This window comes from Bradyrhizobium sp. JYMT SZCCT0180 (assembly GCF_018130165.1).
Lineage (GTDB): Bacteria > Pseudomonadota > Alphaproteobacteria > Rhizobiales > Xanthobacteraceae > Bradyrhizobium.
In genome coordinates, this window is sequence record NZ_JAFCLZ010000010.1 from 203,506 (window position 1) to 229,431 (window position 25,926).

Annotated in this window: 20 protein-coding genes; 11 read left to right on the top strand and 9 right to left on the bottom strand. The window is 62.8% G+C overall.

From position 1 onward, the window contains the following. The first annotated feature begins 6 nt into the window (after positions 1 to 6). The gene (locus tag JQ641_RS16880) at positions 7 to 948 is read left to right on the top strand and encodes an ABC transporter substrate-binding protein (RefSeq protein WP_211997104.1); all 942 of its coding nucleotides are present in this window, start codon (positions 7 to 9) and stop codon (positions 946 to 948) included. Beyond that, positions 935 to 2,941: a Fe(3+)-hydroxamate ABC transporter permease FhuB gene (gene fhuB, locus JQ641_RS16885; RefSeq protein ID WP_211997105.1), complete on the top strand. Its 2,007-nt coding sequence runs from the start codon at positions 935 to 937 to the stop codon at positions 2,939 to 2,941. Before JQ641_RS16880 ends, fhuB begins: the two co-directional genes overlap by 14 nt. Positions 2,942 to 2,973: 32 nt before the next feature. Here fhuB and JQ641_RS16890 read toward each other — a convergent pair whose 3' ends face one another. After that, positions 2,974 to 3,798, bottom strand: a complete 825-nt coding sequence (locus JQ641_RS16890) for an ATP-binding cassette domain-containing protein (protein ID WP_249150488.1) — start codon at positions 3,796 to 3,798, stop codon at positions 2,974 to 2,976. Positions 3,799 to 3,873: 75 nt separating this feature from the next. After that, positions 3,874 to 4,935, bottom strand: coding sequence for a siderophore-interacting protein (locus tag JQ641_RS16895; RefSeq protein ID WP_211997106.1), 1,062 nt, complete (start codon positions 4,933 to 4,935; stop codon positions 3,874 to 3,876). Between the two features lie 322 nt (positions 4,936 to 5,257). Between JQ641_RS16895 and JQ641_RS16900 the strand changes: the two genes are divergently transcribed. Continuing rightward, a complete protein-coding gene (locus JQ641_RS16900) occupies positions 5,258 to 6,958 on the top strand; it encodes a cyclic peptide export ABC transporter (RefSeq protein ID WP_283815202.1) in 1,701 nt (566 codons plus the stop codon). Between the two features lie 203 nt (positions 6,959 to 7,161). On the opposite strand, the gene JQ641_RS37960 is transcribed toward JQ641_RS16900, so the two are convergent. After that, positions 7,162 to 7,335 (bottom strand): hypothetical protein, encoded by a 174-nt coding sequence (locus JQ641_RS37960; RefSeq protein ID WP_249150511.1) that lies wholly within the window; start codon positions 7,333 to 7,335, stop codon positions 7,162 to 7,164. 138 nt (positions 7,336 to 7,473) lie between these two features. Here JQ641_RS37960 and JQ641_RS16905 point away from each other — a divergent pair, with 138 nt between their 5' ends. Together JQ641_RS16905 and JQ641_RS16910 are read left to right on the top strand one after the other, a co-directional pair. Next, entirely contained in the window at positions 7,474 to 8,241 is a 768-nt protein-coding gene (locus tag JQ641_RS16905) for a GNAT family N-acetyltransferase (RefSeq protein WP_349628576.1), read from the top strand. A gap of 22 nt (positions 8,242 to 8,263) precedes the next feature. After that, the gene (locus JQ641_RS16910; protein ID WP_211997109.1) at positions 8,264 to 9,562 is read left to right on the top strand and encodes a lysine N(6)-hydroxylase/L-ornithine N(5)-oxygenase family protein; all 1,299 of its coding nucleotides are present in this window, start codon (positions 8,264 to 8,266) and stop codon (positions 9,560 to 9,562) included. 3 nt (positions 9,563 to 9,565) lie between these two features. On the opposite strand, the gene JQ641_RS38710 is transcribed toward JQ641_RS16910, so the two are convergent. Continuing rightward, positions 9,566 to 10,663 (bottom strand): 4'-phosphopantetheinyl transferase family protein, encoded by a 1,098-nt coding sequence (locus tag JQ641_RS38710; protein WP_211997110.1) that lies wholly within the window; start codon positions 10,661 to 10,663, stop codon positions 9,566 to 9,568. Here JQ641_RS38710 and JQ641_RS16920 point away from each other — a divergent pair. Continuing rightward, complete coding sequence (locus JQ641_RS16920) at positions 10,654 to 11,844, top strand: CaiB/BaiF CoA transferase family protein (RefSeq protein WP_211997111.1); 1,191 nt, start codon at positions 10,654 to 10,656, stop codon at positions 11,842 to 11,844. The genes JQ641_RS38710 and JQ641_RS16920 overlap by 10 nt on opposite strands. A 48-nt stretch (positions 11,845 to 11,892) precedes the next feature. On the opposite strand, the gene JQ641_RS16925 is transcribed toward JQ641_RS16920, so the two are convergent. Continuing rightward, positions 11,893 to 13,398 (bottom strand): helicase HerA domain-containing protein, encoded by a 1,506-nt coding sequence (locus tag JQ641_RS16925; protein ID WP_211997112.1) that lies wholly within the window; start codon positions 13,396 to 13,398, stop codon positions 11,893 to 11,895. A 370-nt stretch (positions 13,399 to 13,768) separates the two neighbouring features. Between JQ641_RS16925 and JQ641_RS16930 the strand changes: the two genes are divergently transcribed. Beyond that, a complete protein-coding gene (locus JQ641_RS16930; RefSeq protein WP_211997113.1) occupies positions 13,769 to 14,830 on the top strand; it encodes an aldo/keto reductase in 1,062 nt (353 codons plus the stop codon). Beyond that, positions 14,830 to 15,681, top strand: a complete 852-nt coding sequence (locus JQ641_RS16935; RefSeq protein WP_249150490.1) for an amidohydrolase family protein — start codon at positions 14,830 to 14,832, stop codon at positions 15,679 to 15,681. The genes JQ641_RS16930 and JQ641_RS16935 overlap by 1 nt, the downstream gene beginning before the upstream one ends. A gap of 21 nt (positions 15,682 to 15,702) precedes the next feature. Here the strand turns inward: JQ641_RS16935 and JQ641_RS16940 are convergent, their stop codons facing one another. From JQ641_RS16940 to JQ641_RS16950, 3 genes are all read right to left on the bottom strand, one after another. After that, positions 15,703 to 17,304 (bottom strand): FGGY-family carbohydrate kinase, encoded by a 1,602-nt coding sequence (locus JQ641_RS16940; RefSeq protein WP_211997114.1) that lies wholly within the window; start codon positions 17,302 to 17,304, stop codon positions 15,703 to 15,705. Beyond that, positions 17,301 to 18,245 (bottom strand): sugar-binding transcriptional regulator, encoded by a 945-nt coding sequence (locus JQ641_RS16945; RefSeq protein ID WP_211997115.1) that lies wholly within the window; start codon positions 18,243 to 18,245, stop codon positions 17,301 to 17,303. Before JQ641_RS16945 ends, JQ641_RS16940 begins: the two co-directional genes overlap by 4 nt. A 113-nt stretch (positions 18,246 to 18,358) precedes the next feature. After that, on the bottom strand, positions 18,359 to 19,381 hold the full coding sequence (locus tag JQ641_RS16950) for a zinc-dependent alcohol dehydrogenase (RefSeq protein WP_211997116.1): 1,023 nt from the start codon (positions 19,379 to 19,381) through the stop codon (positions 18,359 to 18,361). 744 nt (positions 19,382 to 20,125) lie between these two features. Here JQ641_RS16950 and JQ641_RS16955 point away from each other — a divergent pair. Next, positions 20,126 to 21,481: an MFS transporter gene (locus JQ641_RS16955; protein WP_211997117.1), complete on the top strand. Its 1,356-nt coding sequence runs from the start codon at positions 20,126 to 20,128 to the stop codon at positions 21,479 to 21,481. A gap of 221 nt (positions 21,482 to 21,702) precedes the next feature. On the opposite strand, the gene amaB is transcribed toward JQ641_RS16955, so the two are convergent. Continuing rightward, positions 21,703 to 23,259 (bottom strand): L-piperidine-6-carboxylate dehydrogenase, encoded by a 1,557-nt coding sequence (gene amaB / locus JQ641_RS16960; protein ID WP_211997118.1) that lies wholly within the window; start codon positions 23,257 to 23,259, stop codon positions 21,703 to 21,705. 264 nt (positions 23,260 to 23,523) lie between these two features. On the opposite strand from amaB, the gene JQ641_RS16965 reads away from it, so the two are divergent. Both JQ641_RS16965 and JQ641_RS16970 read left to right on the top strand, forming a co-directional pair. Beyond that, positions 23,524 to 24,852, top strand: a complete 1,329-nt coding sequence (locus tag JQ641_RS16965) for an extracellular solute-binding protein (protein ID WP_211997161.1) — start codon at positions 23,524 to 23,526, stop codon at positions 24,850 to 24,852. After that, a complete protein-coding gene (locus JQ641_RS16970) occupies positions 24,849 to 25,922 on the top strand; it encodes an ABC transporter permease subunit (RefSeq protein ID WP_211997119.1) in 1,074 nt (357 codons plus the stop codon). Before JQ641_RS16965 ends, JQ641_RS16970 begins: the two co-directional genes overlap by 4 nt. The last annotated feature ends 4 nt before the right edge of the window (positions 25,923 to 25,926 follow it).

Genomic DNA, 25,926 nt, shown 5'->3' on the forward strand with positions numbered 1-25,926 from the left:
ATTCCCATGAGCAAGAATCCCGTCATTGTCTCCGATCGCTGGCCGTCACGCCGCGCCGTTCTCACGGCTGGCGTGAGCCTTGGCGGGGGCGTGCTGCTCGGCAACTGGCCGCTGCGCGCAACACAGGCCGCCACATCACAGCCCGGGCCGCGCATTGCTGCGCTCGGTTGGGCCTGTGCGCAGAGCCTGCTGGCGCTCGGGGTCGTGCCATTGGTGGTTCCGGAGATCGAGCGCTACGGCAGGCTCGTCGTCGAGCCGGCTATCCCGTCCAGCGTTCAGGAAATCGGTCTGCGTTCGGAGCCCAATCTCGAACTGCTGCAGAGTTTCGCGCCTGACATCATCATCATCGATCCCAGTATCACTGCCGCAATACCCCGGCTCAAATTGATCGCCCCGGTCGAGATTTTCACGATTTTCAAGCCTGGCCGGCATCCACTGGAGACGGCGCGCAGTTCGACGATGGAGCTCGCACAGCGGGTCGGCATGCAGGCCGCATGCGAAGCCTATCTTGCGCGCTTCGATACGGCGATGACAGGGTATCGTGAGCAGCTTCGCAATCGCGGCGGAAAACCGCTCTATCTTGTCAGCGAGATCGCACGCAATCGTGCGCTCGTGTTCGGTCCGAACAGCCTCTATCAGGAGGTGCTCAACCAGTTCGGATTGAAGAACGCATGGACCGGGCAGAGCGGTCCGTGGGGACATACCAGCGTCGGCCTTGAGGTGCTCGCGGCCGTTCCGGACGCGCGGTTGATCCTGATGAGTTCGCGGGTCGCGGATATCGAAGCGCTGCTGACGTCGAGTCCAGTGTTGCGAACCCTGCCGTTCCTTCGGTCGGGGCGGCTCACGGTGCTGGGAAATCAATTCTTCTATGGCGGCGTGCCGGCAGCTGAGCGCTTCGCCCGTCTTCTCGCCGAACGTCTGCCGCAGGAAAAAAATGAGCAAGGTTGAGGCGCTGCCCGCCCGCTCCGGGATCGCGATGCATCCGGCGGTGCTGATCGGCTTGCTGTTTGCAGCAGCGGCCGCGCTGACGTGGCGACATCTGTCGGGATTTCTGCCGGCGGACGCATGGTTGCCAGTGCTGTGGCGTCCCGAAATCAACGATCCGCAACAGATGCTGGTGCATTACACGGTGTTTCCGCGCATAGCGGTGGCGCTGCTGGCCGGCGCAGCGCTGGGCCTCGCAGGAACGGTCTGTCAGCAGGTGCTGCGCAATCCGCTTGCTGAACCGAGCACCCTCGGTGTCCTGAATGGCGCCTATCTCGCGCTGTCTGTGACCACGCTTTGGGCGCCGTCGCTGCTTACCTTCGGCCGCGAGTGGATTGCGTTGCTGGGCGGATTCGCTGCGTTTCTGTGCGTGTTCGGTCTCACCTGGCGCCGTGCGCTATCGCCGGTCGTGCTGGTGCTTGCCGGGCTGATCGTTGCCTATTATTGCGCCGTGACCACCCAGGCCCTGATATTGCTGAACCACGAATATTTGATCGGCCTGTTCATCTGGGGCGCGGGTTTCCTCAATCAGCAGGACTGGAACAACGTCCTATTCCTTGCGCCGCGTTTTATCGTTTCCTTCGCACTGATCGCGGCGATGGTCCGCCCGCTGACCTTGCTCGGTTTCGACGACGAGACTGCGCGCAATCTCGGCCTCGGATTGACCGGCGCGCGGGTCTGCGCGCTGGGCATCGCGATCGCGCTCAGCGCTTCCGTTGTCAGCGTGGTCGGCGTGATGGGCTTTGTGGGCCTTTCCGCGCCGGCTATCGTCATGCTGTCAGGCGCGCGCCGATTTCGTGACCGGTTGATCTGGGCGCCACTTTGCGGCGCGCTGCTCCTGTGGCTGACCGACGAACTCGTGCTGCTGATCCCGCCCGGCTATCGCGAAATGCCGGCTGGCGCCGCCACCGCGCTGATCGGCGCACCGATGTTGCTGCTGTTGCTGCCACGGCTTCGGGCCACCGCGCCGGTCGGGAACCTGACGCCATCCGTTCCACCACGTCTCGACCATCCCTGGCGGGTGATCCTGTTCGGTCTGGCCTTGCTGCTGCTCGTGGTCTGGATCGCGCTTGCCGTCGGGGTCGGTTCAGAGGGCTGGAGCTGGAGCGGTCTGGCCGGCATCCAGGAGTTTCTGCCGTGGCGCTGGCCGCGTGTGGTGTCGGCCTTGGCTGCGGGAGCCACGCTGGCGGTCGCCGGCACGCTGCTGCAACGCATGACCGGAAACCCAATGGCGGCTCCGGAAGTGATGGGGATCAGTTATGGCGCCGCGATGGGTGTGCTCGTGCTGCTGTACGCGTTGCCCTCTCACACGCGGGTGGAGCAGATTGCAGCCGCCGCGATCGGCGCCTTCGTCGTGCTCGGACTGGTTCTGCTGTTCAGCCGGCGGTCCGAGTTCAGTCCGGAGCGTGTGCTGCTGGCGGGCGTCGCCATGAGCGCGGCCTTCGGCGCGATCATGGCCATGGTGCTGGCGACCGGTGACCCCCGCATCGGCATGCTACTGTCGTTGCTGGCGGGATCGCTTTATCAGATCGGTCCGACAGAGGCTGCGATACTGGCCGTCGCCGCGATCATCCTGCTGGCGATCGTGCCGATGTTGTCGCGCTGGCTCGATATCCTGCCGCTCGGTCAGGCGGCCTCGCGTTCGGTGGGCGTATCCATGGCGCGAAGCCGAATCGTCATCATGCTGCTGACCGCGCTGTTGACCGCGACCGCGACCCTGATGGTCGGGCTCCTAAGCCTGGTCGGCTTTATCGCGCCGCACATGGCGCGGATGATGGGGGCGCAACGCGCGCTGCATCAGGTAGCACTGGCCGCGCTGATTGGCGGCACCCTGATGGTGTTCGCGGACTGGGCAGGGCGGATGGTGATATTCCCGTTCCAGATGCCGGCCGGCATCTTCGCGATGATGCTCGCCGGCCCATATCTGGTGTGGCTATTGCGCCCGCGGCGCGCGTGATCCGCCGCGATGGAGGCGGATGATCTGGCCCTTCACCGCGCAAAGCTGATGAGGTGGCTTTGATCCGGAGACGGCATCACCCCCATGGGGATGCCGTAGATGGTTTCAAGTTCGGCCGGCGTCATGATCTTGTCAGGCGTGCCCCGGGTTATCAACTTGCCCGAATGCAGCGCGATGATCTCGTCGCAGAAGCGGGCGGCCATGTTGACGTCGTGGAGAACGACGACAATTCCGAGGTTGCGCTCGCGGGCGAGCTGCTGCACCAGCGACAGAACCTCGATCTGATGGGCGATGTCGAGCGCTGAAATCGGCTCGTCGAGCAGCAGGCATTCGGCGTCCTGCGCCACCAGCATGGCGATCCAGACCCGCTGGCGCTCGCCGCCAGATAACGTGTCGACGAGCCGGTCCGCAAACGGCTCGATGTGGGTGAGCGCCATGGCTTCCGCGACCTTGTTGCGGTCGGTATCGCCAAATCGGCCGAGCGCGCCATGCCACGGATAGCGGCCCAGCGCGACCAGCTCCTTGACCAGCATGCCGGCGGCAGGCGGGGTCTGCTGCGGCAGGTACGCTACCTTTCGCGCGTATTCCCGATCGCTCCATTCCCGCAATGGACGCCCTTCAAAGCGGATCGTACCGGAGGAATTCGGCTGCTGCCGTGCCAGCATCTTCAGCAAGGTCGATTTGCCGGAGCCATTGTGTCCGATCAGGCCGACGACGCTGCGCGCGGGAAGGGTCAGGGTCAGCGGCTCTAGCAATGCGCGGCCTGCCACCGCGAAGCTGACCTGGTCCAGTTCGAACAAGGGCATAGCCGCATCGCGCGTCGCCGGGGCGGTTTCGGTTGGCAGAACTGCGTGCATGGGAAGCGCCCGGTGGAAACTATGTGATGCAAGGAGAACGCAGCCCGGACGGTCCACGTATCGGACGCCGGGACGTCATGGCTGACGCAGGCTCCAATACGCGACTGCAAGATGCTGCTCGCGGGAAAGTTTTCGCTCATCGCGCAAATGGTTTCGCAGCGCCTTCAGCGCCTGTGCTTCGCAAGCAACCCATGCAAAGATCTCGCGGTGATCGGGCCATCGCAGGGCCTTGACGGCATCGACCAGCAATTGCGTCGTGCCGGCCGGACGGTCGCCGCGATGCAGCCACCGAACCGACATACCGGCCGGCGCGACCAGCGGAACTTCCTCGAATTGGTCGGCGACTTCGATGAAGACCTCGCCTGTTGCCGTCGCCGGCAATGTTTCGAGAATGCGCGCGATAGCGGGCAGGGCGGTTTCGTCGCCTGCCAGCAGAAACCAGCGCGCCGGGCGAATACCTCGCCCGAGCGGACCGGCCATGCCGCAGATGGCGCCGGCTCGCGCGTTGAGCCCGAATGCGGAGCCAGGTCCGGCATGGTCATGAACCACGAAATCGATGTCGATCTCGCGGGTCTGCAGATCGATGCGACGGATCGTGTAGTAGCGGGTGAGAGGCCTGCGGTCCGGTTCGGGCCACATGATACGTCCGTCCGCGGCAGGCCACGGCCATTCAGGCTTTGCGAGGCCCTCCGGGGGAAAATACAGCCGGACGTGCAGGTCATCATCGTCCAGGAACCGCGCGATGTCGTCCCCGGTGAACGTCAGCCGGCGCATGCGGGGCGTGAGATCGATCGCCGCCTTCAGCCGCACTTCACGGAAATTGGCCAACGTGCCGCCATCGGATTCATGACCGGACCAGACGATCGTCGGTGCCTCGTTGCCTGCGAACTCGATGACGTGGGATGCTACGACCGAACGCAGCATTTCGAGGTGCCCCTTGTCGTTGGCCTCGACACGAATCCTGAGTGTCTCGGCCTCGACGGCGAGCGAGCTGGTTCCAAACGGCAGTTTCGCCACCATCAGGCCGCCCTGATCCTCGAAGGCGATGTCATGCTCGGCCAGATGATCGATCATTCGGGCAGCAAGACCGGCGGCATCGGCAAGCTGGATGCGGGTTTCGGAAACGAGCGAATCCAAAGTCATTCTCCAGTCGGGCCTGCTCCAGTCGGGCCTGTCCGATGCTGGCCTGCGAGCGCTTCGATTTCCGGGTCTCGCGGTCCGATACAGCGGCCGGATTCATGTCCTACGCGCTCTTCGGCTGCGATGCAAAGGCGATACTACCCGACCTTCTATTAAACGCGTTGCCGATCACAAATTAGAATCGATCGAAAAAGACCGGAAAATAAGCACTGGAATAGCGGTGCTGCCATCATGTATTCGCATCACTCGGGCACGGCTGTCCGTGCCACCACGGGCCGTGTAGGTTCGCTCCAGCATTCAATCCAGCGCGGCACTCATGATGATCCCACGAAGCGGCCTGACCGCTCAGATATTGCATCTCCTGCGGCCGTATTGGCCGACCGTGCTCGGAGGCGTCGTCCTCGGTATTGTCGGCGGCGCCAGTGTTGCGGGGCTGCTAGCGGTCGTCAATCGTGGCCTCTATGCGTCGCAGAGCGATGTCGTGACGCTGCTTTTTGCCTTTGCCGGCCTGTGCTCGCTGATCCTGATTGGTTCGATTGGTTCCGATATAAGCGCCAATTATGTCGGACAGCGGATCATTGCCGAGCTGCGGAAGTCGCTTGCGGCCAAGATTCTGGCGGCGCCGATCGACCAACTCGAGATTTACCGCACCCATCGCCTGATCCCGGTTCTCACCCAGGACGTCGATACGATCAGCGATTTCGCGTTCTTCTTCTCGTCCTTCTTCGTGTCCGTCGTCATCACTTTCGGCTGCATGGTTTACCTGGCGGTATTGTCGTGGCCGCTGTTTCTGATCACGGGATTGGTCATCATCCTGGGTTCGCTGGCGCATGCCTTTGCGCGAACGCGGGGGGTTCGGGGCTTCAATGCCGCCCGCGACTCGGAAGATGAGTTGCAGAAGCACTACCGGGCGATCGCGGAGGGCGCGAAGGAATTGCGCCTGAACCGCATCCGCCGGCAGCGCGTGTACGTCGACAAGCTACAGCGTACCGTCGACCAGATCAGCACGGTGCAGACCAAGTCGATCAATCTCTTCGTCACCGCACGGGCGTTCGGTACGATGCTGTTCTTCGTGGTGATCGGCGTAGCGCTGACCCTGCGGCCGTTCCTTTGGCCGGACAGTCCGGCCTCGGTCTCCAGCGGCTTTGTGCTGGTGCTGCTCTATATGCGGGGTCCTATCGACCAGGTGATAGGCATTCTGCCCGCGCTCGGCCGCGCACAGGTGGCGATGCGCCGCATCGCCGAGCTCTCGGAACAGTTCTCCACGCCTGAACAGGATTTGCTGGCTGCGCCTTCGACCGCGCCGGAAGCATCGGCCAGGATCGAATCGATCGAGCTCCGCGGGGTGTCTTATGCCTTCCGCACCGTGCCCGGCAGCAATCCCTTCGTGCTTGGCCCGATTGACCTGCACATCCGCCAAGGAGACATCGTTTTCATTGTCGGCGAAAATGGCAGCGGAAAAACCACGCTCATCAAGCTGCTGCTCGGCCTTTATGCCCCGCAGAGTGGCGCGGTGCTTCGCGATGGCCTGTCGGTCGTAACGGAAACCCGCGATGACTATCGGCAGCTCTTCACGACAATCTTTTCCGACTACTACCTGTTTGAAGATCTTCTGCAGGGAGCGGGAATGGTGCCCGATATCGCGGAGCGGTACCTTGAGCGATTGGAGGTCGCGCACAAGGTTTCGGTTGAAAATGGCGTATTCACGACAACGGATCTGTCCACCGGCCAGCGCAAGCGCCTGGCTCTGATGAATGCCTGGCTCGAGGAGCGGCCGGTCCTGGTGTTCGATGAGTGGGCGGCGGATCAGGATCCGGCGTTCCGGCACATCTTCTACACCGAATTGCTGCCCGACCTGAAGCGCCTGGGCAAAACGATCATCGTGATCTCACACGACGATCGCTATTTTGGCGCTGCGGACCACCTTGTGCGGCTCCGGCATGGCAAGATTGTCGCTGGCGAGGCGGGGGCGCATAACGTCATGGAGCCGTCATCTGTTCCGACCGGTGCGCCTCTTTAGACCTATTTTATTCTCCCGGAAAATTTGAGTCTAAGTTCCGGCACCACCGGCGCTGGCGTTGAACACGGCATGCAACGTCCCGGCCTGGTCATTCATTGGTTTTGTAAGGAATCTAAACTGGGTGCGTTGGCATTCCTTGTCATCCTGCACGGGAGTGATTTACATCGCGTGCGTGAGCGAAGATCGCGTCTTGTTTGAAGCAATCACGTCAATACGAGTGCCGGATGAACAAAGCGTCGAGCTCCGCGAAAGATCCCCATGCGTTTCCGGTCGGGCCGCGCGCCGCCGCGACGGTCCTTCAAGACGGTGCGGAGCTGCGGGTCGTTGCAGGTGGCGCCACGATGATGCGTCTGCGTCTCGATGAGCAGCTGGATCATCTGAAGATGCTCGATGCTCCCGACGATCCGCGGCTTGCGGTGCGGGCGGTTTCAGCGGCTGCAGAGGCAATGTTCGGATGGCGCCCGGGTCTCGATCGGATTTTTCTGGATTCGGTCCGGGAGCCGATTACCCGCGAATTGCTGGACGATGGCCTCGCTGTCATGGCCGGAAGCAACCTCGTGCTGCTTCCGGATTTGGTCATGCAGCGTCGTGACAACTGGCTGGTCGATGCCGAGCGGCCGCCAATGCCGCAACTGCACGTCATGACGGACGGCAAACGGCATCCGCGACGTCCGCAAAAGCCGGTGGGGATGGTGTATGCCCGCTTCATCCCCTGGCTCGCCGAGGTGATCTCGTTCCGTGTCGCGGATGTGAATGATGATCTTCATCTGCTGCACCGGTGGATGAACGATCCTCGCGTCGATGCCTTCTGGGACGAAGCCGGCGATCTCGAAAAGCATCGCAAGTATCTGTCCACTATTCTGGCCGATCCGCACATGCTGCCGCTGATCGGTTGCTTCGGCGACGCGCCGTTCGGCTATTTCGAGATCTACTGGGCCAAGGAGAACCGTATCGCCCCGTTTTACGATGCCGATGATTACGATCGCGGCTGGCACGTTGTCGTCGGAGAGGACGCCTATCGTGGACGCAACTACATCAGCGCATGGCTGCCGTCGCTGATGCACTACATGTTCCTGGATGATTGCCGAACGCAGCGGATCGTCGGCGAGCCGGCGGCGGCGCATTCGCAGCAACTCCGCAACCTCGAACTCTCGGGATTCGCGAAGGTCAAGAATTTCGATTTCCCACACAAGCGGGCCACCCTGGTCATGCTGTTGCGCGAGCGCTTCTTTGGTGACCGGCTGTGGCTACCGGCTACGGCCGGTCCGGCACCCACAGCCTAACGCGCGAACGGAGCGGAGCTTTATGTCTCACCAGCTTGCCATCGAGCACGACGTCATTGGCGTCGGATTCGGTCCGTCCAACCTCGCGCTTGCGATCGCGCTGGACGAGTGCGCCAGAAGGTCACGCTTGAAATGCGCTCCGCTTTTCGTCGAGAGGCAGCGCCAATTTACCTGGCATGGCGGCATGCTTTTGCCGGGCAGCGATATGCAGATCTCGTTTCTCAAGGATCTGGTTTCGTTGCGTGATCCGACCAGTCCGTTCACCTTTGTGAACTATCTGCACAAGCACGGCCGCTTGCAGGATTTCATCAACTGCCGGACGTTCTATCCGAGCAGGACGGAATTTAACGATTATCTGCGGTGGGTGGCAGCTCAGTTCAAGTCACAAGCGGCTTATGGCGAAACTGTCGTTGCCATCGAACCCGTAACAGCGGGGCAGTCGGTGAATTCGTTGCGGGTCTATTCGCGCAATTTCGCCGGCGGTGAAACGGTGCGGCTGGCGAAGAACCTGGTCGTCGCGGCGGGAGGTAAGCCCAATATTCCGCAGGTTTTCGCGAAAATCGCCGATGATTCCAGATTGTTTCACTCAAGCCGCTACCTCGATACGGTCGAGTCCGCCGGCCTCGGCGGCAAGGCGGCATGCGTGGCCGTTATCGGGGGAGGGCAGAGCGCGGTCGAGGTGACGGTCGATCTTCGAAACCGTTTTCCGCACGCGAACATTGACCTGATCTTTCGCGGCCATGCGTTAAAGCCGTCCGACAGCAGCCCGTTCGTCAACGAAATCTTCAATCCGGATTACACAGATTTTATTTATGCTCAGCCGGACGAGCGCCGGAATGCGATCGTTCGCAATTTTCGAAATACCAACTATGCCGTGGTCGATTCCGATCTGCTAGATCAGTTGTATCGGTTGCTCTACCAGCAACGCGTCAGCGGCACGACGGGCATCGAATTGCATCCGCGCAGCGAAATCACGAAGGTGCTCGCGGCCGTCGAAGGCATTGAGATTCGAACAGTTGATAAATTCGACGGTCAAGACCGCCGCTCCTGCTACGATGCCGTTATCCTCGCGACCGGCTATGACAGGGAAACACCACACGCGTTTCTGGAGCCGATACGGCGCTATATTCAGGACGATGTTGTCGACCGCAATTACAGGCTCGCCACGGGCCCTGCGTTTCGGCCGCAAATCCATCTCCAGGGGTATTCCGAGGCCTCTCACGGCCTGAGCGACACCTTGCTCTCCGTTCTGGCCAGCCGTTCGCAGGAAATCGCCGAGTCGCTGCTTTTGACGATCTCGCGCCGCGAACTGATAGCTTAGCCCTCAGGCGGCGGGAGCTATCAGCCGCCATTGCGAGACAGGCCCGAGCGCTGCTGGCAGCGAAAGAACGGCGGGTGAGGGGCCTGCGTCGATGATCACCGAATGCGGTGGAATGATGAATCCAAGCGCGGCTGCCTTAAGTATGGCTTCCTTGAGGGTCCAGTAGCGAAGAAACAGCCGCGACCGCAATGCGGCAGGGGTGCTCCACAGGATCTCACGCTCTTCGCGGGCAAGGACGATCTCACTCACGGAATCCAGATCGGGGATTTCTCGCAAGGGCTCGACATCGACACCAACAGGCGAACGCGCAGCAGCGACAGCGACCACACCTCTTGCGTGACTGAGGCTGAAGTCGATGTTCGGCGAATCTGTGACAAGCATCGGCTTGCCGTGCTCGGACGGTCGAAACCGCAAGGTGTCGGCCGCGTGCCCCACAATGCTTCCCAGCAAAAGGCGGGCGCCGGCATGTGCGGCGAGGTAGCTGTTTCGATCCTCAATGTGCACGAAGCGCACCATGCGGCTGGCTTCCTCGCCGTCGAGCACCGCCGCAGCTTGCTCGAAGCTGAGCGTGCCCGGTCGTTCGGTGCCTTGGTCATGAGAGGGATGGACTGCCGCTAGCCAGAAGGCGATGTCCTTCGGCCTTAACTGCTCGGTCAGGCCTGGGATGCCTGGACTGGTCAGCCATCGCACACCCAGTTCTTCCTGCGGAATGTTACATTTGGTTGCGATAGACCACGCGACGGTATCTCGTGCATTGGCTGTCGTTAGCGATATTGCGAGTTTGTCCTTTCCAGCGTCGTCGGATAGCGCCATGTCCATCGGCCATTTGGAGAAATTTTGAAGAGTAATGTAAGCTGTCGCGAAATCAAAATTATCCCTTTTCCGGCGCCCCCATGATGGATGGAGCGACAAGGTGCTGACGCCAACCGTCGGACAGATTGCCTGGGCCAACGGGGTCATTGAAGCGATGGCGGTGGCCGCCGCGAAGGGCGCGGGGCGCTCAAGGACAAGAGCGGCGAGATGGTCGCTCTCATGCAGATCAAGTTGTCCAGGAAACTGCTCGACCGGGCAGCCAGCATCGGGAGAAAGCCGTGAGCGCACTTGAGGGGATCCGGGTCCTCGACCTCGGGACGTTCATCGCGGGGCCGCATTGCGCCACCATTCTCGGTGAATTCGGCGCGGAGGTTATCAAGGTCGAGCCGCCAAAGACCGGCGACTCGCTTCGGCGTCTTGGAACCAATACCGAATGCGGCGATACGCTGGTTTGGCTCTCCGAAGCTCGCAACAAAAAATGCGTAACGCTGGATCTGGGGACCGAGCGCGGGCGGGAACTGCTGAAGCGCCTCGCTGCGAAATGCGACATTATCGTCGAGAATTTTCGGCCCGGCACGTTGGAAAAATGGGGGCTCGGCTATGAGGAGCTCAAGAAGATCAATCCCGGTGCGATCCTGGTGCGCATCTCGGCCTACGGGCAGGATGGACCGATGCGGACGCAGCCGGGCTTTGCCCGCATCGCGCACGCGTTTTCCGGCCTGACCTATCTTGCCGGCGAGCCCGGCGGTATTCCCGTTGTTCCAGGTTCGACTTCGCTGGCCGATTACATGTCGGGCATGTATGGCGCCATCGGCGCACTGGTCGCGCTGCAGGCCCGCAAAACGACCGGCGAGGGGCAATGCGTCGATCTCGCACTGTACGAATCGGTGTTTCGCGTGCTCGACGAGATCGCGCCTGCTTATCAGAAGTTCGGCTATGTGCGCGAGCGAATGGGCGCCGACGCGGTCAATGTTTGCCCGCACAGCCACTACCAGACCAGGGACGGCAACTGGATCGCGATCGCCTGCACCAGTGATCAGATGTTCGCGCGGCTGGCGGAAGCGATGGGGCAACCGGAACTGGCCTCGGCGGAACGGTATGGTCCGCAGACGCTGCGGCTGGCCGCCCGCGACGAGGTCAACCGCATCGTCGCCGAATGGGTCGCCTCGCTCGACCTCGACAGCGTCCTTGCGCTTTGTTCGAGGGGAGGCGTGCCGGCCAGTCTGATCTTCAGCATCGCGGATATTTTCAAAGACCCGCAATACCGCGCCCGGGGTAACATCCAAATGACGGACTCGCGCGCCGGCGAGATCGCGGTTCCCGGCGTCGTGCCGCGGCTGTCGGAAACGCCCGGCGAGATCCGCTGGCTTGGCGCGGGGCTGGGTGCCCAAAACGAGGATATCTACAAAGGTCTGCTCGAACTAAGCAGCGCAGAGATCGAAGATTTACGGATCGCCGGTGTGATTTAAGTGATCCCCACGGCTTGGTATCTTCGGAGTGCGCGCTTGACCGTCACGTCATAGAGCCGGGCTGCAGCCTTGCTCCGCCGGCAGTTCCTCGGCATTCGGGTCGCCCGGTGCCGTCGCCCAGGCTAGTTCGACGAGCGTCACGATCCGCCGACCTGCACCGTCAAGCTGGCAAACGATGAGGCCCTGCTCCTCGATGTAGGTCAGCAGGCGCCGCGCACGGCGCAACGAATGTGAGCCATAGGCGCGGGCAATCGCTGCATCGCCCGGGCAGGGCCAACCTTCCTTCGCGGCGCGGGCGATCATCATGAAGACGCCCTGCATGTCCTCCGGCAGAAGGGAGGCGCGGACCGAGACATCCTGCCACCCGTCATCGTCAGCCATATCGGAGCCGAGCCCGGCGCGGGCGCGCGTCAGCATGCGACGGAAGTCACCCAGGTCCGGCACATCAGAACCGAGGCCCTCTATTCGGCAACGGACAACGAACTCCTGATAGAGGACGCCGATGGCACGGAACCCAGCATCGGGTTCGGCCATGACGGCGCGCAGAATGCGGTCCACGCGCTCATGCCGCTCCGCCAGTGCCTCGGCGCTAAGCGGCTGCTCCACCGATTCGGGACGGATCTCCAGCGCCGCCGACTTCGCCGCCATGAGCTGGCCGAGGAGGTCGGGCGGCGACCGGCGCTGGGGCCGATTATTGTCGGGCGGCGGTGCTGCCAGGATGATGGCGTGTGCGTCCGACGTCGATTCCGGCAGAGGCATCAGGCGCGGGGTCGCGTTGCGCGGCGTGGTATCCGTCGGACCAATGCGTAGCCCCAGCGGACGTCGGGACAGGGCCGGTCCCAGTGCCATGAATTGGCCGCGCTCCAGATCCCGGAAGGCCTCCGCCTGTCGCCGCTCCATGCCCAGCAGGTCAGCGGCGCGCGCCATGTCGATATCCAGAAAGGTTCGCCCCATGAGGAAATTGGACGCCTCGGCCGCGACGTTCTTGGCGAGTTTTGCCAGTCGCTGGGTGGCGATGATTCCCGCAAGCCCGCGTTTGCGGCCACGGCACATCAGGTTCGTCATGGCGCCGAGCGAGAGTTTGCGCGCCTCGTCCGAAACCTCGCCGGCGACGGCCGGCGCGAACAGCTGCGCTTCGTCCACCACCACCAGCATCGGATACCAGTGGTCGCGGGCGGCCTCGAAAAGCCCGCCGAGGAAGGCGGCGGCGCGCCGCATCTGGTTCTCGGCGTCGAGCCCCTCGAGATTGAGCACCGTGGAGACGCGATGTATGCGCGCTCGCTCGCCGGCGACCTGCAGGCCCCGCTCGGTATGGTCCTCAGCATCGATCAGAAGGTGGCCGAAACGGTCGGCAAGCGCAACAAAGTCGCCTTCGGGGTCGATGATGGTCTGCTGTACCCAGGGGGCGCTCTGTTCCAGCAGCCGGCGCAGCAGATGGGATTTGCCGGAGCCCGAATTGCCCTGCACCAGCAGGCGCGTGGCCAGCAGTTCCTCAAGGTCCAGGTTAGCCGGGGCGCCTGCCGTTGTGTGGCCCATCTCGATCGCAACGGTCATGTCTCGACTCAAAGTCTCCCTGCGGAGGCGGGCTTAACAACCCGACCGCAGCGCGTCGAGCGCCCAATGGCCGGTTACTCCTGTTCTCCACGGCTGGTCGGACGCTTGCATGGTCGCGCATCATTGGAAAAAGTCATGACCCTCATCATGGCCCGCGCGAATCGACGTCGCTCTTGACAACGCAAAATGCCGTGCAGCGTCAGCCATTGTTCCCAGGTACCCGGGCGCGTCGCGGTTGCCGCTTTGTGCGCCGGATTGACTTCCAATCACGGTTTGTCGGTGGCAAAATCAGTATCCAGCCAGGGCTATCCCACTCAACGGGCGGGCCCCAACGGCAAGCAAGGTAAAGGCGCATCCCCGCGACTGGGCGATGGGCCGAAAAGAGCCGGTCAATATGAAGCCAGTATTTGCGGTGCCGCGTCGTGCTCTTGGTGGGACGCGGCTTCAGGTTTCGGTTCTGGGATTCGGAACGGCGCCGCTTGGTGATCTCTACGTGCAACTGGATGACGGCACGGCCATTGATACGGTGAAACGTGCCTTCGATCTGGGCATCAATCTCCTCGACACTTCTCCGCTCTATGGCAACGGCCTTGCCGAACATCGTTGCGGCGCCGCCATCAGGCGCGTGCCGCGCCAGGATATCGTCGTTTGCACCAAAGTCGGTCGCTGGACGGATCCGTTTCGCGGTCGAGGCGACCGTGCCGGTTTTGCGGGAGGGTTGCCGCACCGGGCGGTGGTTGATTATTCCTATGACGGCACGATGCGTTCGGTGGAACAGTCGCTGTTGCGGTTAGGGGTCGATCGGCTGGACCTGTTGCTGATTCATGACGTCGACGTTTGGACTCATGGCGCCGACGCGATCGAGGAGCGGTTTCGCGAAGCGATGGCTGGCGCGTACGTGGCGCTGGACCGGCTGCGCGGAGAGGGCGTTGTTGCGGGCATCGGGATCGGCGTGAACGAGGCCGAGATGTGCGTGCGTTTCGCGCAAGCCGGATCATTCGATACCATGCTGCTCGCGGGGCGCTATTCCCTGCTGGAGCAACCGGCGCTGGCGGAGTTTCTGCCGCTTGCGCAACAACAGGGAATCGGCGTGTTGCTCGGCGGCGTATTCAATTCAGGTATTCTGGCAACCGGCGCGGTGAGCGGCGCCAAATACAATTACAGGGATGCGCCACCTGAGATCCTGGCAAGGGTGGCTCGGATCGAAAGCATCTGTGATGCGCATGGGGTTGCCCTGCCAACCGCGGCGTTGCATTTTGCCCTGGGCCATCCGGCAGTGGCGAGCGTTGTGCTGGGGGGCCAGAGTCCGCAGGAAGTCGAACGCAACGTAGCCGCGCTGTCCTGCGACGTGCCGGCGGCGCTTTGGTCCGATCTGAAGGCCGAGTGCCTGCTGGCTGCGGAAGCGCCTGTTCCGCTGCCGGTAGCCGGCTGATGCGGATCGATGCGCATCATCATCTGTGGACTCTCGCGCGCGGCGATTATGGCTGGCTCACTCCCGCGCTCGCGCCGATCCACCGCGACTTTTCCCTTTCGGATCTGGCGCCTCACCTCGCTGCCGCGAACATCGGGGGGACGATCCTGGTGCAGGCTGCACCGACCGAGGCGGAGACCATGTTTCTGCTCGACATCGCGGCGAAGGCACAGGTGGTGCGGGGTGTGGTCGGCTGGACGGACTTCGACGCAGCCGACGGCGGGGCGCGCATTGATGCGCTCGCCGTGCACAAACTCCTGGTTGGATTGCGGCCGATGGTGCAGGACATGCCCGATGACGATTGGCTGCTCCGCCCTGGCCTAGCGCCGCTATTGGCAGCGATGGCCCGAAGCAACCTGGCGTTCGACGCGCTGGTGCTGCCGCGCCATTTAACGCGACTGCTGCGGCTGGTCGATGAACATCCCGATCTGCAGTTTGTGCTTGACCATTGCGCCAAGCCCCGGCTTGCAACAGGCGAGACAGCAGATTGGTACCGCGACGTCGCGCTGCTTGCCGAACGTCCCAACATCGTCTGCAAGCTATCGGGATTGGCGACGGAGGCCGCACCGGATTGGCAAATTGCGGATCTGCGGAAAGCGGTGGATCATGTCGTTGCGTGTTTCGGGCCCCATCGCCTGCTATGGGGAAGCGACTGGCCGGTGGTCAATCTGGCCGGCGGTTATGAAAAATGGATTGCCGCCGCCGAAACCCTGCTCGCCGGTCTGTCACCGGATGAAAAGGCGGCTATCTTCGGCGGCAACGCGGCTCGCATCTACCTCTCAAGCCGGGGACGGAATGTTGAAGCCAGTTGATGACGAGAAAAGACATCGCGTTCAGAATGCGCCTGCGGACGCGGAGGGGCGGCCGGCTGGTCGCCGACCTTCGGCCTCGATTTCGTTGCGGATGGCGAACAGCTTGAGATAGGTCGAATAGGCGGCATCGTTGGCCGCCGCCCATATCGGGTCGGCCTGGTGGACCGTCTGCTCCGGCGCCATCGCGTCGAGCGCCGCGAACAGATCCGGATACAGCCCGGCCGCGACGGCGGCGACCATCGCGGTGCCGAGTAGCACCGGTTCGGGCGAGTGGGAGATGACGAGGTCGGCGCCAAGCGCATCACGATAAAGGCGCACCATCAGCGGATTCCTGGTGTGTCCGCCGGAGAGACAGGCGCGGTCGATCGCATAGCCACGCGTGTTGAGATGCTCAAGGATATGGCGGCTTTGCAGCGCGAGCGCGCGGGCCGTCGCGTAGTAATGTTCGAGGAACGAGCGTGGGCTCGTCTCCAGGCCAAGGCCGCTGACGAGCGCGCGCACCGCACCGTCGCCATGGGGCGCGCGGTTTCCGAGCCAGTCGGGGACGATATGCCGCCGCGCGCCGAAGGCGGGGCCTTCGAGATCGAGCAGCGCGAGAATATCGCGCGCGGTTTCCGCATGCAGCGCTGCCGACGCCTTGCCGGGGCTGGCGGGATGCTGGTCCAGCACGGCGTCGAGCGCCGCGCCCGAAATGCTCATCCCGGCCTCGTGCATCCAGTAGCCGGGAAACACCGCGTCCTTGAAGGGACCCCAGACCCCGGAGATGTGCCGTTCATCCTCGGCCCAGCACATATAGCAGCTCGAGGTGCCGCCGATCAGCGCCAGCGTGCGGTTCATCTTGTCGCGAAATCCGTGGCCCATGACGCCGAGAGCGCCTGCTTCCGCGTCGATCAATCCGATCGCGACCGGCGCACCCGGCGCGATGCCGAGCGCCTTCGCCGCATCCGCGGAGACCGTTCCGTGAACCTGCCCGACCATGCCTGGCGGCTCGGCGAGCTTGCCGCGCCGCGGCAGATCGGAGAGATCAAGTGCAGCGAGCAGGTCGCGGCGCCACGGATCAGGCTCGGCAGGCAAATAGGGAAACTTGCAGGCAAGCCCGCAGACGGAGTGCCGATCGATGCCGGTCATGCGGCGAGCGACTTCGTCCGAGAGGTCGCGCACGGCGGTGACGCGCGCCCACGCCTCCGGCGTGTGCCGCTTTACCCAGAGGATCTTTGGGAGATACATCTCCGGCGAGACCGTACCGCCGACATGATCCAGATAACGGTCGCCGGATGCTCCAATCTCCTCTGCCTCGCATTCGCCGCGATGGTCCATCCAGCAGACCACGTCCGCATCGCCTTGCAGCGGCGGCCCGCCTTTGGCCTCGAAATAGGTGGAGGACGTCGCGTCGACGGCGACGCCCGCGATCGCAGCTGCCGCACCCGGCGCATCGGCAATGGCGGCGCGGATGGCGGCACATACCGCCGCCCAGATTTCGTCCATCCGATAAACAGCGTGGTTTTCCGCGGGCCGCAGCAGTTCGAACGGATGACTGCGCGCGGTCACCAGCCCGCCCGACGCGTCGAACAGCCCGGCGCGGGCCGACAACGTACCGACATCGATGGCGAGCAGCAGGCTCATTGCAGCAGCGCCGCTGCCGCCGACTCGTCCGTGACGAGGCATCGCACATAGCGCGCGTTCAGAATGCCGCGGATCACCGGCGCCTTGGGTAACCCGCCCGAGGCCAGGATGGAGATCGGATACGCCTTAAGCTCCTGCGGGCTCAGCGCCATGACTCGGGAATTGAGAGGGTGGTCGACCGGGCGGCCGTATTCGTCCAGATACGTTCCGAGCAGGTCGCCGACCGCGCCCGCCTTGCGCAGTCCGTCCAGTGATTCATTCACAATATGGGTCGCCGCGAGCAGCGAGCGTGGTGTCAGGTCGCCGCAGGATACCAGCGCGATCTGGCCTTCGCGAGCCCGGCGCATCACGTCCGCGAGTCCGTAGTGCGTCAGGAGTGTGGAACGGCTCTCGACCGAAGGGCAATAGATCGGTGCCGCGACGTAGTAGCATTCGGCGCCTATCAGCCGAGCAAACTCGGTCGCGACCTCGAACGTGTTGGTGCCGGCGCCGCGCGTCATGCCGCCCATCAGGGAGGTCACCCAGCTGCGGGCGAATCGTCGCTGCTTGAGCGTGCGCGCGGCGGCTCGGAGCGTGCGGCCCCAGCCGACGCCGAGGCCAATGCCATCCTTCAGCAGGGGGTGAAGCATCGTGCTCGCGGCTTCGCCGATCACCTGTTGCAGCGCATCGGGATCGGGCAGGCTGGGTACCACCGAAACATCGTCGAGCGCGAAGCGCGCCTTCAGCTTCTCTTCCAGCGCAACGCAGTTGGCGAGCGGCAGCTTGATCTCGACGCTGACGAGCCCGTCCTGCCGTGCCTGCCCCAGCAGCTTGTTGACCTTGAGCCGCGTCAACCCGAGCCGATCGGCAATCTCCTGCTGCGTCATCGCGCCGACGTAGTAATACCAGCAGGCTCGAGCCTGGATTTGCGCTTCGGCCAGGTCCTCGGCGTTGATACGCATTGTCGTCGTTTCGCTGTCTGATGTGTCGCTCACAACCTCACCTCACGCATACACCGGCTTCATCGTGATGCTCCCATTTGCTAGTGGCGGCCAGGTGCCATTCGGGCGTCGGTTCAACTCCCCTTGAGATCGACGAGGACCTTGACGTAGCCGGGCGCATTGCCGGCCAGCGCCGTGAACACGCCAGGCGCTTCCTCAAGCGCGACGCGGTGGGTGACGATCGAGCGTACGTCGATCTTCCCCGCTGCGAGGAACTCAATGGCGCGCGGATAGACGTCGCCCATCCGCCGCGCGAACTTGATATTCAGGCCGCGGCGGCGGGCGTCCGCGGCCGGCAAGGTGTAAATGTCGCCGTCGGGAATGCCGACCAGCACGATCCGCCCCCCGATGCGCGTCGCGGTTACGGCGTCGCGGAAGCCAAACGGCGAATTCGTCGCTTCCAGTACAAGGGGGCAGCCGCCCTTGGACCATTCTGCAATGTCGGCGGCGCTTTCCCCGACGCGATCGGCGCCGATCTTTTCGGCCGTTGCGCGGCGATGCGGCAGCGGATCGCAGGCGAGGACCTCACCGGCGCCGGCAGCTTTCAACACCTGGACGATGAGCAGGCCGATCGGGCCGCAGCCCAGCACGGCCACGCGTTCGAGCATGCGTGGCTTGGCGAGCCCGACGGCGTGAATGGCGACGCCGAGCGGCTCCAGCATGACGGCATCCAGCGCGTCGAAGCCATTCGGTAGCGCGACGAGCTGCGACCTTGGTGCCCAGATGCGCTCCGTCATCGCGCCGTCGAAGGGAGGAGCTCCAATGAATTCAACGTTGGGGCAGAGGTTGGGATGGCCCTCATGGCACCAGTCGCACCGACCGCATGCCTTGTTCGGATCGACGGCAACGAGCTGGCCGCGCATGAGACCGAGCTCCTCGACGTCCTGACAGAGATAGCCGCCGAACTCATGCCCGGGGACAAAGGGTTCGTTGATAAGCGCGCTGCCGATACCGCCGTCCTTGAAATAATGCAGATCGCTGCCGCAGACGCCGACCGAGGCGACATCCATCAGGACTTCGTCCTCGCGGCCCTCGCGTAGATTGAACTGCGCTACCCGCGCTTTGTTGGCCCCGTCGATGAAGAGAGCTCGGCTCATAAACCCTGCACCCGGCTTGTCCGGGTCCCCTCGTGGGACATTCCTATCTTGCTCTATTACATTCGTGTTTTAGAAGATGCAACATATGAAAAATTTAAAAAACATTTGTTTGACGATCGAAATCCAGTTTCGCTGCGATCTTTAGAAATCTAGTTATCTCAATCGCTTAGGAGAGGTTTGGAGCGCGATCTGCTTTCACGAAGATCAGTGTTTGCGGTCGGCAGCGGACCTGCTGCACGGTGCGAACGTGGAGCTGTCCTCATCCCAAAACCGGAGCGATGCGCCATCCACAAGCTCAATGTCGAATCCCCGCCGGAGGCACGATCAACCGCCGAGGCGATGATCGCGAACCGGCGCATGCAGATATTGCCTCTGCTTTCACGGAAGTCTGGGCCCGCGCCGATCACTGGAGGGCGTCGATCCGCACAAGCATCGCGATCCATTGAAGACGACTTCCAGGGTCCGATCCAAACTGCGCGTGCGTATCACGGCAGCGCGCTGAACATCGCGATGCAAAGCAAACGCCGGCCTGCTGGAGTTTGGCCTCACCGCCTGTCGCCGCGTGCTGTCGCGGGAAGAGCCTAACGAACTGGTGGAGCACCTGCGGGCGGCGCTGCGCGAAATCGAGGCGCGGCCTCCGGTCGAGCAGGCTCCTGGAGGTGCGTCAGTTGCGGATGCATCCCGGCGTTCCGCATGATAGGCTGACTGACATAAAGATAAGCAAACCTTGGGAGGAGAGCGATCATGCATCCGACTGGTGCGCAAACGTCTTCGCCGCAATCGCTGGCGTTGGAGAGCGGGGAACTCAAGGCGGTATTCTCGAAGGTTAGCTGGCGCCTCATCCCGCTGTTGCTGATCGCTTACATGATCGCCTATCTCGATCGCATCAACATCGGCTACGCGCAGCTGCAAATGAAGCAGACTCTGCCGTTCGACGATGCCGTCTACGGCCTGGGCGCGGGAATATTTTTCATCGGATACTTTTTGTTTGAAGTGCCGAGCAACCTTCTCCTGGAGAGGATCGGTGCGCGCAAGACGCTGTTGCGTATCATGGTGCTCTGGGGGCTGACCGCATCGGCCATGATGTTCGTGTCCACGCCGCTGCAGTTCTACGTGTTGCGATTCCTGCTCGGTGTCTTCGAGGCAGGTTTTTTCCCAGGTGTCATTCTGTATTTCACCTATTGGTATCCATCGGTGCGGCGCGGCCAGGTCATTGCGATCTTTATGTCCGCTACCACGATCATTTCCGTGCTTGCCGGACCGCTTTGCGGCGCTACCTTGAAATATTTCGACGGGGTCGGCGGGCTTTACGGTTGGCAATGGCTGTTCCTGGTGCAGGGACTGCCGGCGGTTTTTCTTGGGTTCCTGGTGTATTTCCTGCTGGAGGACAAGCCAGCGCATGCCAGCTGGCTCTCGAAGGACGAGAAGAAGCTGCTCGAAGACAGCCTTGCGCGTAACGTGAAGGGTGTCGAAAGGGAGCCTGCCGGCACGTTCGGCAGCCTGCTGCGGGATCCGAAAGTATATGCCCTCTCGCTCGTTTATCTGCTCCTGCTGGGTGCTACCTATACGATGGTGTTCTGGCTGCCGACCTTGATTCAAAGTTGGGGGATCAAGGATCTGTTGCTGGTCGGGATCTACGCGGCCATCCCTAACGCAGTCGGTGTCATCGGCATGATCCTGATCGGCCGGCATTCCGACAAGTGGCGCGAGCGGCGCTGGCATTTTGCAGCATGTGTGGTGATTGCTGCGATCGGCCTCTTCGCGACGACGCTGCTGCAGGGCAACCTGGTCGGATCGCTCCTGGCGCTGTCGTTCGCCGTGATCGGGATAGCGTCTGCCACGCCTCTGTTCTTTGCGTTGATCAGCGAATACCTCTCGGTCGGAGCTGCCGCCGGCGGCCTCGCGCTCATCAGCAGTCTCGGCAACCTCGGTCCGGCGATAAGTCCGACCATCAACGGGCTCATTGTCAGGAGCACAGGTGACAATACCTACAGCATGTATTTCGTGATTGCGCTCTACCTTCTGTCCGGGCTGCTCCTGCTCCTGACGATCCGGCCGACTTCAATCGCGGCTGTGCCGGCGCCGGCGGCTGCGCACTGACGGAACCTGACAGGATGCCTGTTGAGTTGGGCGACTGCGACGCGTCGCGCCGGTAAAAGCGAGGGAGGTGAGCACGTGAGAGGCTTAGGTCGGGCCCTTTGATCTATGCTCATTTGCGGGCCCGCGTCTTCAAGATTTCCGACACCCCGATCGACGAAAGCCGGGAGGCCGGCCGGAAATGCGATGATGTCGGAAGCGGCGCGTTCATTGGCGATTTCCATTCAATCCACGTCGAACTTGACGCCTTGGGCCAGCGGCAGCGTGCGGCCATAGTTGATCGTGTTGGTAGCGCGGCGCATGTAGGCCTTCCAGGCATCGGACCCGGACTCACGTCCGCCGCCGGTTTCCTTCTCGCCGCCGAATGCGCCGCCGATCTCGGCGCCGGAGGGGCCGATGTTCACGTTGGCGATACCGCAATCGGAGCCGCGCGCCGACAAGAAGGCTTCAGCCTCGCGCAGATCGTTGGTGAAGATCGAAGACGACAGCCCTTGCGGAACGGCATTGTGCAATTCGATCACCGCATCGAAGTCGCTGTATTTGATGACATAGAGGATCGGCGCAAAAGTCTCGCGCTCGACCGTTCCGGTCTGTCCAGAGATCTCGACCAGCGCCGGGCGGACATAGAAGGCCGCGTCTGCGCCTGCCGCGGCGACGCGGTCGCCGCCGACAATGGCCGCACCGGCGGCCCTGGCTTCGCCGAGGGCGCGCTGCATCGATTCATACGCGTGTCCGTCGATCAGAGGGCCGACCAGATTGCCGGTGAGGGGATTGCCGACGGAAACGGACTGATAGACCTTCTTGAGGCGCGGTACGAAGCTGTCATAGATGCTCTCGTGAACGAAAAGGCGGCGCAGTGTGGTGCAGCGCTGGCCGGCAGTGCCCATGGCCGCGAAGGCGACGCCGCGCAGCGTCAGGTCGAGATCGGCGGTCGGCGTGACGACCGCCGCGTTATTGCCGCCGAGTTCCAGAATGGCGCGGGCAAAGCGCTGCGCGAGCTTCGGCGCGACGGCGCGTCCCATCGCGGTCGAACCGGTCGCCGAGACCAGGGGAACCCTGGTGTTGTTCACGAGGGCCTCACCGATCTCGCGCCCTCCGACCAGCACGGCAGACAATCCGTCGGGCGCTGCACCGCCATCGGCCTTGAAGCGCTTCAGGGCGCGGGCGAACAGCGCGTCCGTCGCCAAGGCGGTGAGGGGTGTTTTTTCCGACGGCTTCCAGACGATGCTGTTGCCGCAGACCAATGCCAGCGCGGCATTCCATGACCAGACCGCGACCGGGAAATTGAACGCCGAGATGATGCCGGTGACACCGAGCGGATGCCAGGTCTCCGCCATCCGGTGCTCGTGGCGCTCGGTCGCGATCGTCAAGCCGTAGAGCTGCCGGGAAAGCCCAACGGCGTAGTCGCAAATGTCGATCATCTCCTGCACTTCGCCGAGACCTTCGGACTCGATCTTGCCGGTCTCGATGGAAACCAGCCGACCAAGCGCGCGCTTGCTGGCGCGCAACTCTTCGCCGAGCAGCCGCACCAGTTCACCGCGCTTGGGAGCAGGGATCAGGCGCCATTGCAGGAAAGCCGCATGGGCTTTTTCGATCGCCGAGGTCGCGCCGGCGGCGTCGATCTCCCTGACATGGGCCACGGTTTCACCGGTGATCGGGGTTCTCGCGACCAGCCTGCCACCGCTATAGCTGACGGGTTCGACACCGAGCTCAACCAGAAGCGCGTCGACCTCGGCCTTCAGCGAGAGGTCTTTGATTTTGACGGATTGTTTGTCTGACATGAGGGGTTCTTTCCGAGGGCTCGCGTTGATTTCAGAGAAGGCGGCTGTCAGCGATTCTCGCCGCGCTCCCGGTCGATTGCGCCATACCCCACCATACACTGACCAGCCGGGCCTGAGCAGGCGTGCTCCCCGCAACAAAATCCGTGTATCCGGCCCCCTTTCATCAAGGCGACACATATGTCATTATAGAAATACAAATGATCGAAGCCGGGGTTTGAACCGCCGGCTCACTGGACCGCTGAGGGAGGATCACCCGTGAAGAAGATGGCATTCATTGCGGCTTTGTTCGGGGTTTTGGCGTTGGCTGCGCCCGCTCAGGCGGCGCGTGTCGAGGTGCAATGGTGGCACGCCATGAGCGGCGTACTGGGTGAACGGCTCAACGAGCTGGTCGAGAAATTCAACGCATCGCAGGATAAATATACCGTCGTGGCGGTCGCCAAAGGCAATTACGACGAAGTGACCAATGGCGTGATCGCGGCCTATCGTGCCAAGCGGCCGCCGGAAATGGTGCAGATCGCCGAACGTGGCTACATGACCATGCTGCTGTCGGGCGCCGTGGTGCCGGTGCAGGAACTTCTGGACCAGAAGGGCTACAAGGTCGACTTCTCCGACTTCATCAAGCCGGTGGCGAGTTTCTGGAGCTACAAGGGCCGCATGTCGGCGATGCCCTTCAACTCCTCGACGCCGATCTTCTGGTACAACAAGGACCACTTCCAGAAAGCCGGCTTCGACAAGCCGGCTGCAACCTGGCAGGAGCTGGAGATGCAGCTCTACGCCATCAAGGCCAAGGGCGTCAGTGAGTGTGGCACGGTGCTGCCGGGCGACTTCTTCTGGAGCCTGCTGGAAAACTACAGCGCCATCAACAACCAGCCCTACGGTACGCTCGCCAACGGCTTCGACGGACTCGGCACCGAATTCGTCTACAACAAGACCAAGGTGGTCTCGCAGGTCGCGCGCCTGAAAAAATGGCTCGATGATGGCGTCATGCAGATCGCTGGCCAGGGCTTTAGCCCGGAACAATTGTTCACCTCCGGACGCTGCTCGACCTTCGTCAATTCGACCGCGTCGCACGGCAATATCGAGCGCAACGCCAAGATCAACTGGAGCGCCACCTTCCTGCCGCACGAGAACGATATCAATCCGCCGCTCAACAGCACCATTGGCGGTGGCGCCATCTGGGTGATGAAGGGGCACACGCCGGAACGCTACGACGCGGTCGCTGCCTTCCTCGATTTCGTTGCCCAGGCGGAGACGCAGGTGTGGTGGCATGGCGTGACCGGATATGTCCCGGCGACCAACAAGGCCTATGGGCTGGCGCGCGAGCGCGGCTATTATAAGGACCATCCGACCCGCGAGATTGCGGTGCTGCAACTCTCGCGCGGCACGCCCAACGACAATTCGCGCGGCTTCCGCTTTGGCAATTTCGTGCAGACGATGCTGGCGCAGCGCAGCGAGGTGGAAGCGGTGTTCACCAGCCAGAAGCAGCCGCAGCAGGCGATGGATGACGCCGTCAAGCGCGGCAACGAGATCCTGCGCCAGTTCGAGAAGCTCAACGCCGGAAAAGGCACCGAGTGGGCCCCCGAGGCGAAATGAAGGCAGGTAGCCCGATCGCAACGTCGTCGATCTGGCCGGAAGCGCCGGCAGCCCCACCTTCCGGCCTGGCCAGATCGCAGCACAAGTCGCCCGGCGAAACTGTCGCCGGTCGTAGCGCGGTGACGGAACGGGCCGGTCGGGCGCGGACGACCAAGCGCGGCCAGCCTGATCGGGAACCCGGACTGAAGCGAGCGAATTTCGGCCGCGGCGCCGGCCTTCCGACGCTGTTGCTGCTGCCGCAGGTGTTGATCCTGGTGTTCTTCTTCTTCATCCCATCGCTGCGGGCACTCACGCAGTCGGTCCTGTTGAGCGATCCGTTCGGCACCACCGTCCATTTCGTGTGGTTCGACAACTTCAAGGCGCTGTTTGCGAGCGGCGAGTATCGCCAATCGCTCGTGACGACGGCCTGGTTCACGGTGGCGCAGAACGTCATCACGCTGGCGATTGCCGTCGTTCTGGCATTCGCCACCGACCGGGTGGTGCGCGCACGATCGGTCTACCGGACGCTCATCCTGCTGCCCTATGCGATCGCGCCCGCGATCGCCGGCATCCTGTGGGCGTTCCTGTTCAACCCGGTCGTTGGCCCGCTCGCACACATGTTGCACGGGCTCGGGATTTCCTGGGATCCCAATCGCAATCCGAACGACGCGCTGTGGCTCGTGATCATGGCGGCGTCATGGAAGCACATCTGCTACGACTACATCTTCCTGGTGGTCGGCCTGTTGGCGGTGCCGGTCTCGTTGATGGAAGCCGCCGCCGTCGACGGCGCCGGACCGGTCCGGCGGTTCTTTCTCATCGCGCTGCCGATGCTCGGACCGACCATCTTCTTTCTCGCCGTGATGAATTTTATCTACGGCTTCTTCGAAACCTTCGCAATCATCGATGCCGTCACCCATGGCGGGCCGGCCGGCGCGACCAACATCCTGGTCTACAAGGTCTTCGTCGATGGTTTCATCAACCTCGACCTCGGCTCCTCGGCGGCGCAGTCGGTGCTGTTGATGAGCTTCGCGCTGATATGCACGCTGCTGCAATTCCGCTATTTCGACCACAAGGTCAATTACGGGGTCTGACCGC

Excerpts from the sequence above, each read along its gene's own strand:
- JQ641_RS16880 (WP_211997104.1), top strand. The coding sequence starts at position 7 with ATGAGCAAGAATCCCGTCATTGTCTCCGATCGCTGGCCGTCACGCCGC.
- fhuB (WP_211997105.1), top strand. The coding sequence starts at position 935 with ATGAGCAAGGTTGAGGCGCTGCCCGCCCGCTCCGGGATCGCGATGCAT.
- JQ641_RS16890 (WP_249150488.1), bottom strand. The coding sequence starts at position 3,798 with ATGCACGCAGTTCTGCCAACCGAAACCGCCCCGGCGACGCGCGATGCG.
- JQ641_RS16900 (WP_283815202.1), top strand. The coding sequence starts at position 5,258 with ATGATCCCACGAAGCGGCCTGACCGCTCAGATATTGCATCTCCTGCGG.
- JQ641_RS37960 (WP_249150511.1), bottom strand. The coding sequence starts at position 7,335 with ATGATCCAGCTGCTCATCGAGACGCAGACGCATCATCGTGGCGCCACC.
- JQ641_RS16910 (WP_211997109.1), top strand. The coding sequence starts at position 8,264 with ATGTCTCACCAGCTTGCCATCGAGCACGACGTCATTGGCGTCGGATTC.
- JQ641_RS16925 (WP_211997112.1), bottom strand. The coding sequence starts at position 13,398 with ATGACCGTTGCGATCGAGATGGGCCACACAACGGCAGGCGCCCCGGCT.
- JQ641_RS16930 (WP_211997113.1), top strand. The coding sequence starts at position 13,769 with ATGGGCCGAAAAGAGCCGGTCAATATGAAGCCAGTATTTGCGGTGCCG.
- JQ641_RS16935 (WP_249150490.1), top strand. The coding sequence starts at position 14,830 with ATGCGGATCGATGCGCATCATCATCTGTGGACTCTCGCGCGCGGCGAT.
- JQ641_RS16940 (WP_211997114.1), bottom strand. The coding sequence starts at position 17,304 with ATGAGCCTGCTGCTCGCCATCGATGTCGGTACGTTGTCGGCCCGCGCC.
- JQ641_RS16945 (WP_211997115.1), bottom strand. The coding sequence starts at position 18,245 with ATGCGTATCAACGCCGAGGACCTGGCCGAAGCGCAAATCCAGGCTCGA.
- JQ641_RS16950 (WP_211997116.1), bottom strand. The coding sequence starts at position 19,381 with ATGAGCCGAGCTCTCTTCATCGACGGGGCCAACAAAGCGCGGGTAGCG.
- JQ641_RS16955 (WP_211997117.1), top strand. The coding sequence starts at position 20,126 with ATGCATCCGACTGGTGCGCAAACGTCTTCGCCGCAATCGCTGGCGTTG.
- amaB (WP_211997118.1), bottom strand. The coding sequence starts at position 23,259 with ATGTCAGACAAACAATCCGTCAAAATCAAAGACCTCTCGCTGAAGGCC.
- JQ641_RS16965 (WP_211997161.1), top strand. The coding sequence starts at position 23,524 with ATGGCATTCATTGCGGCTTTGTTCGGGGTTTTGGCGTTGGCTGCGCCC.
- JQ641_RS16970 (WP_211997119.1), top strand. The coding sequence starts at position 24,849 with ATGAAGGCAGGTAGCCCGATCGCAACGTCGTCGATCTGGCCGGAAGCG.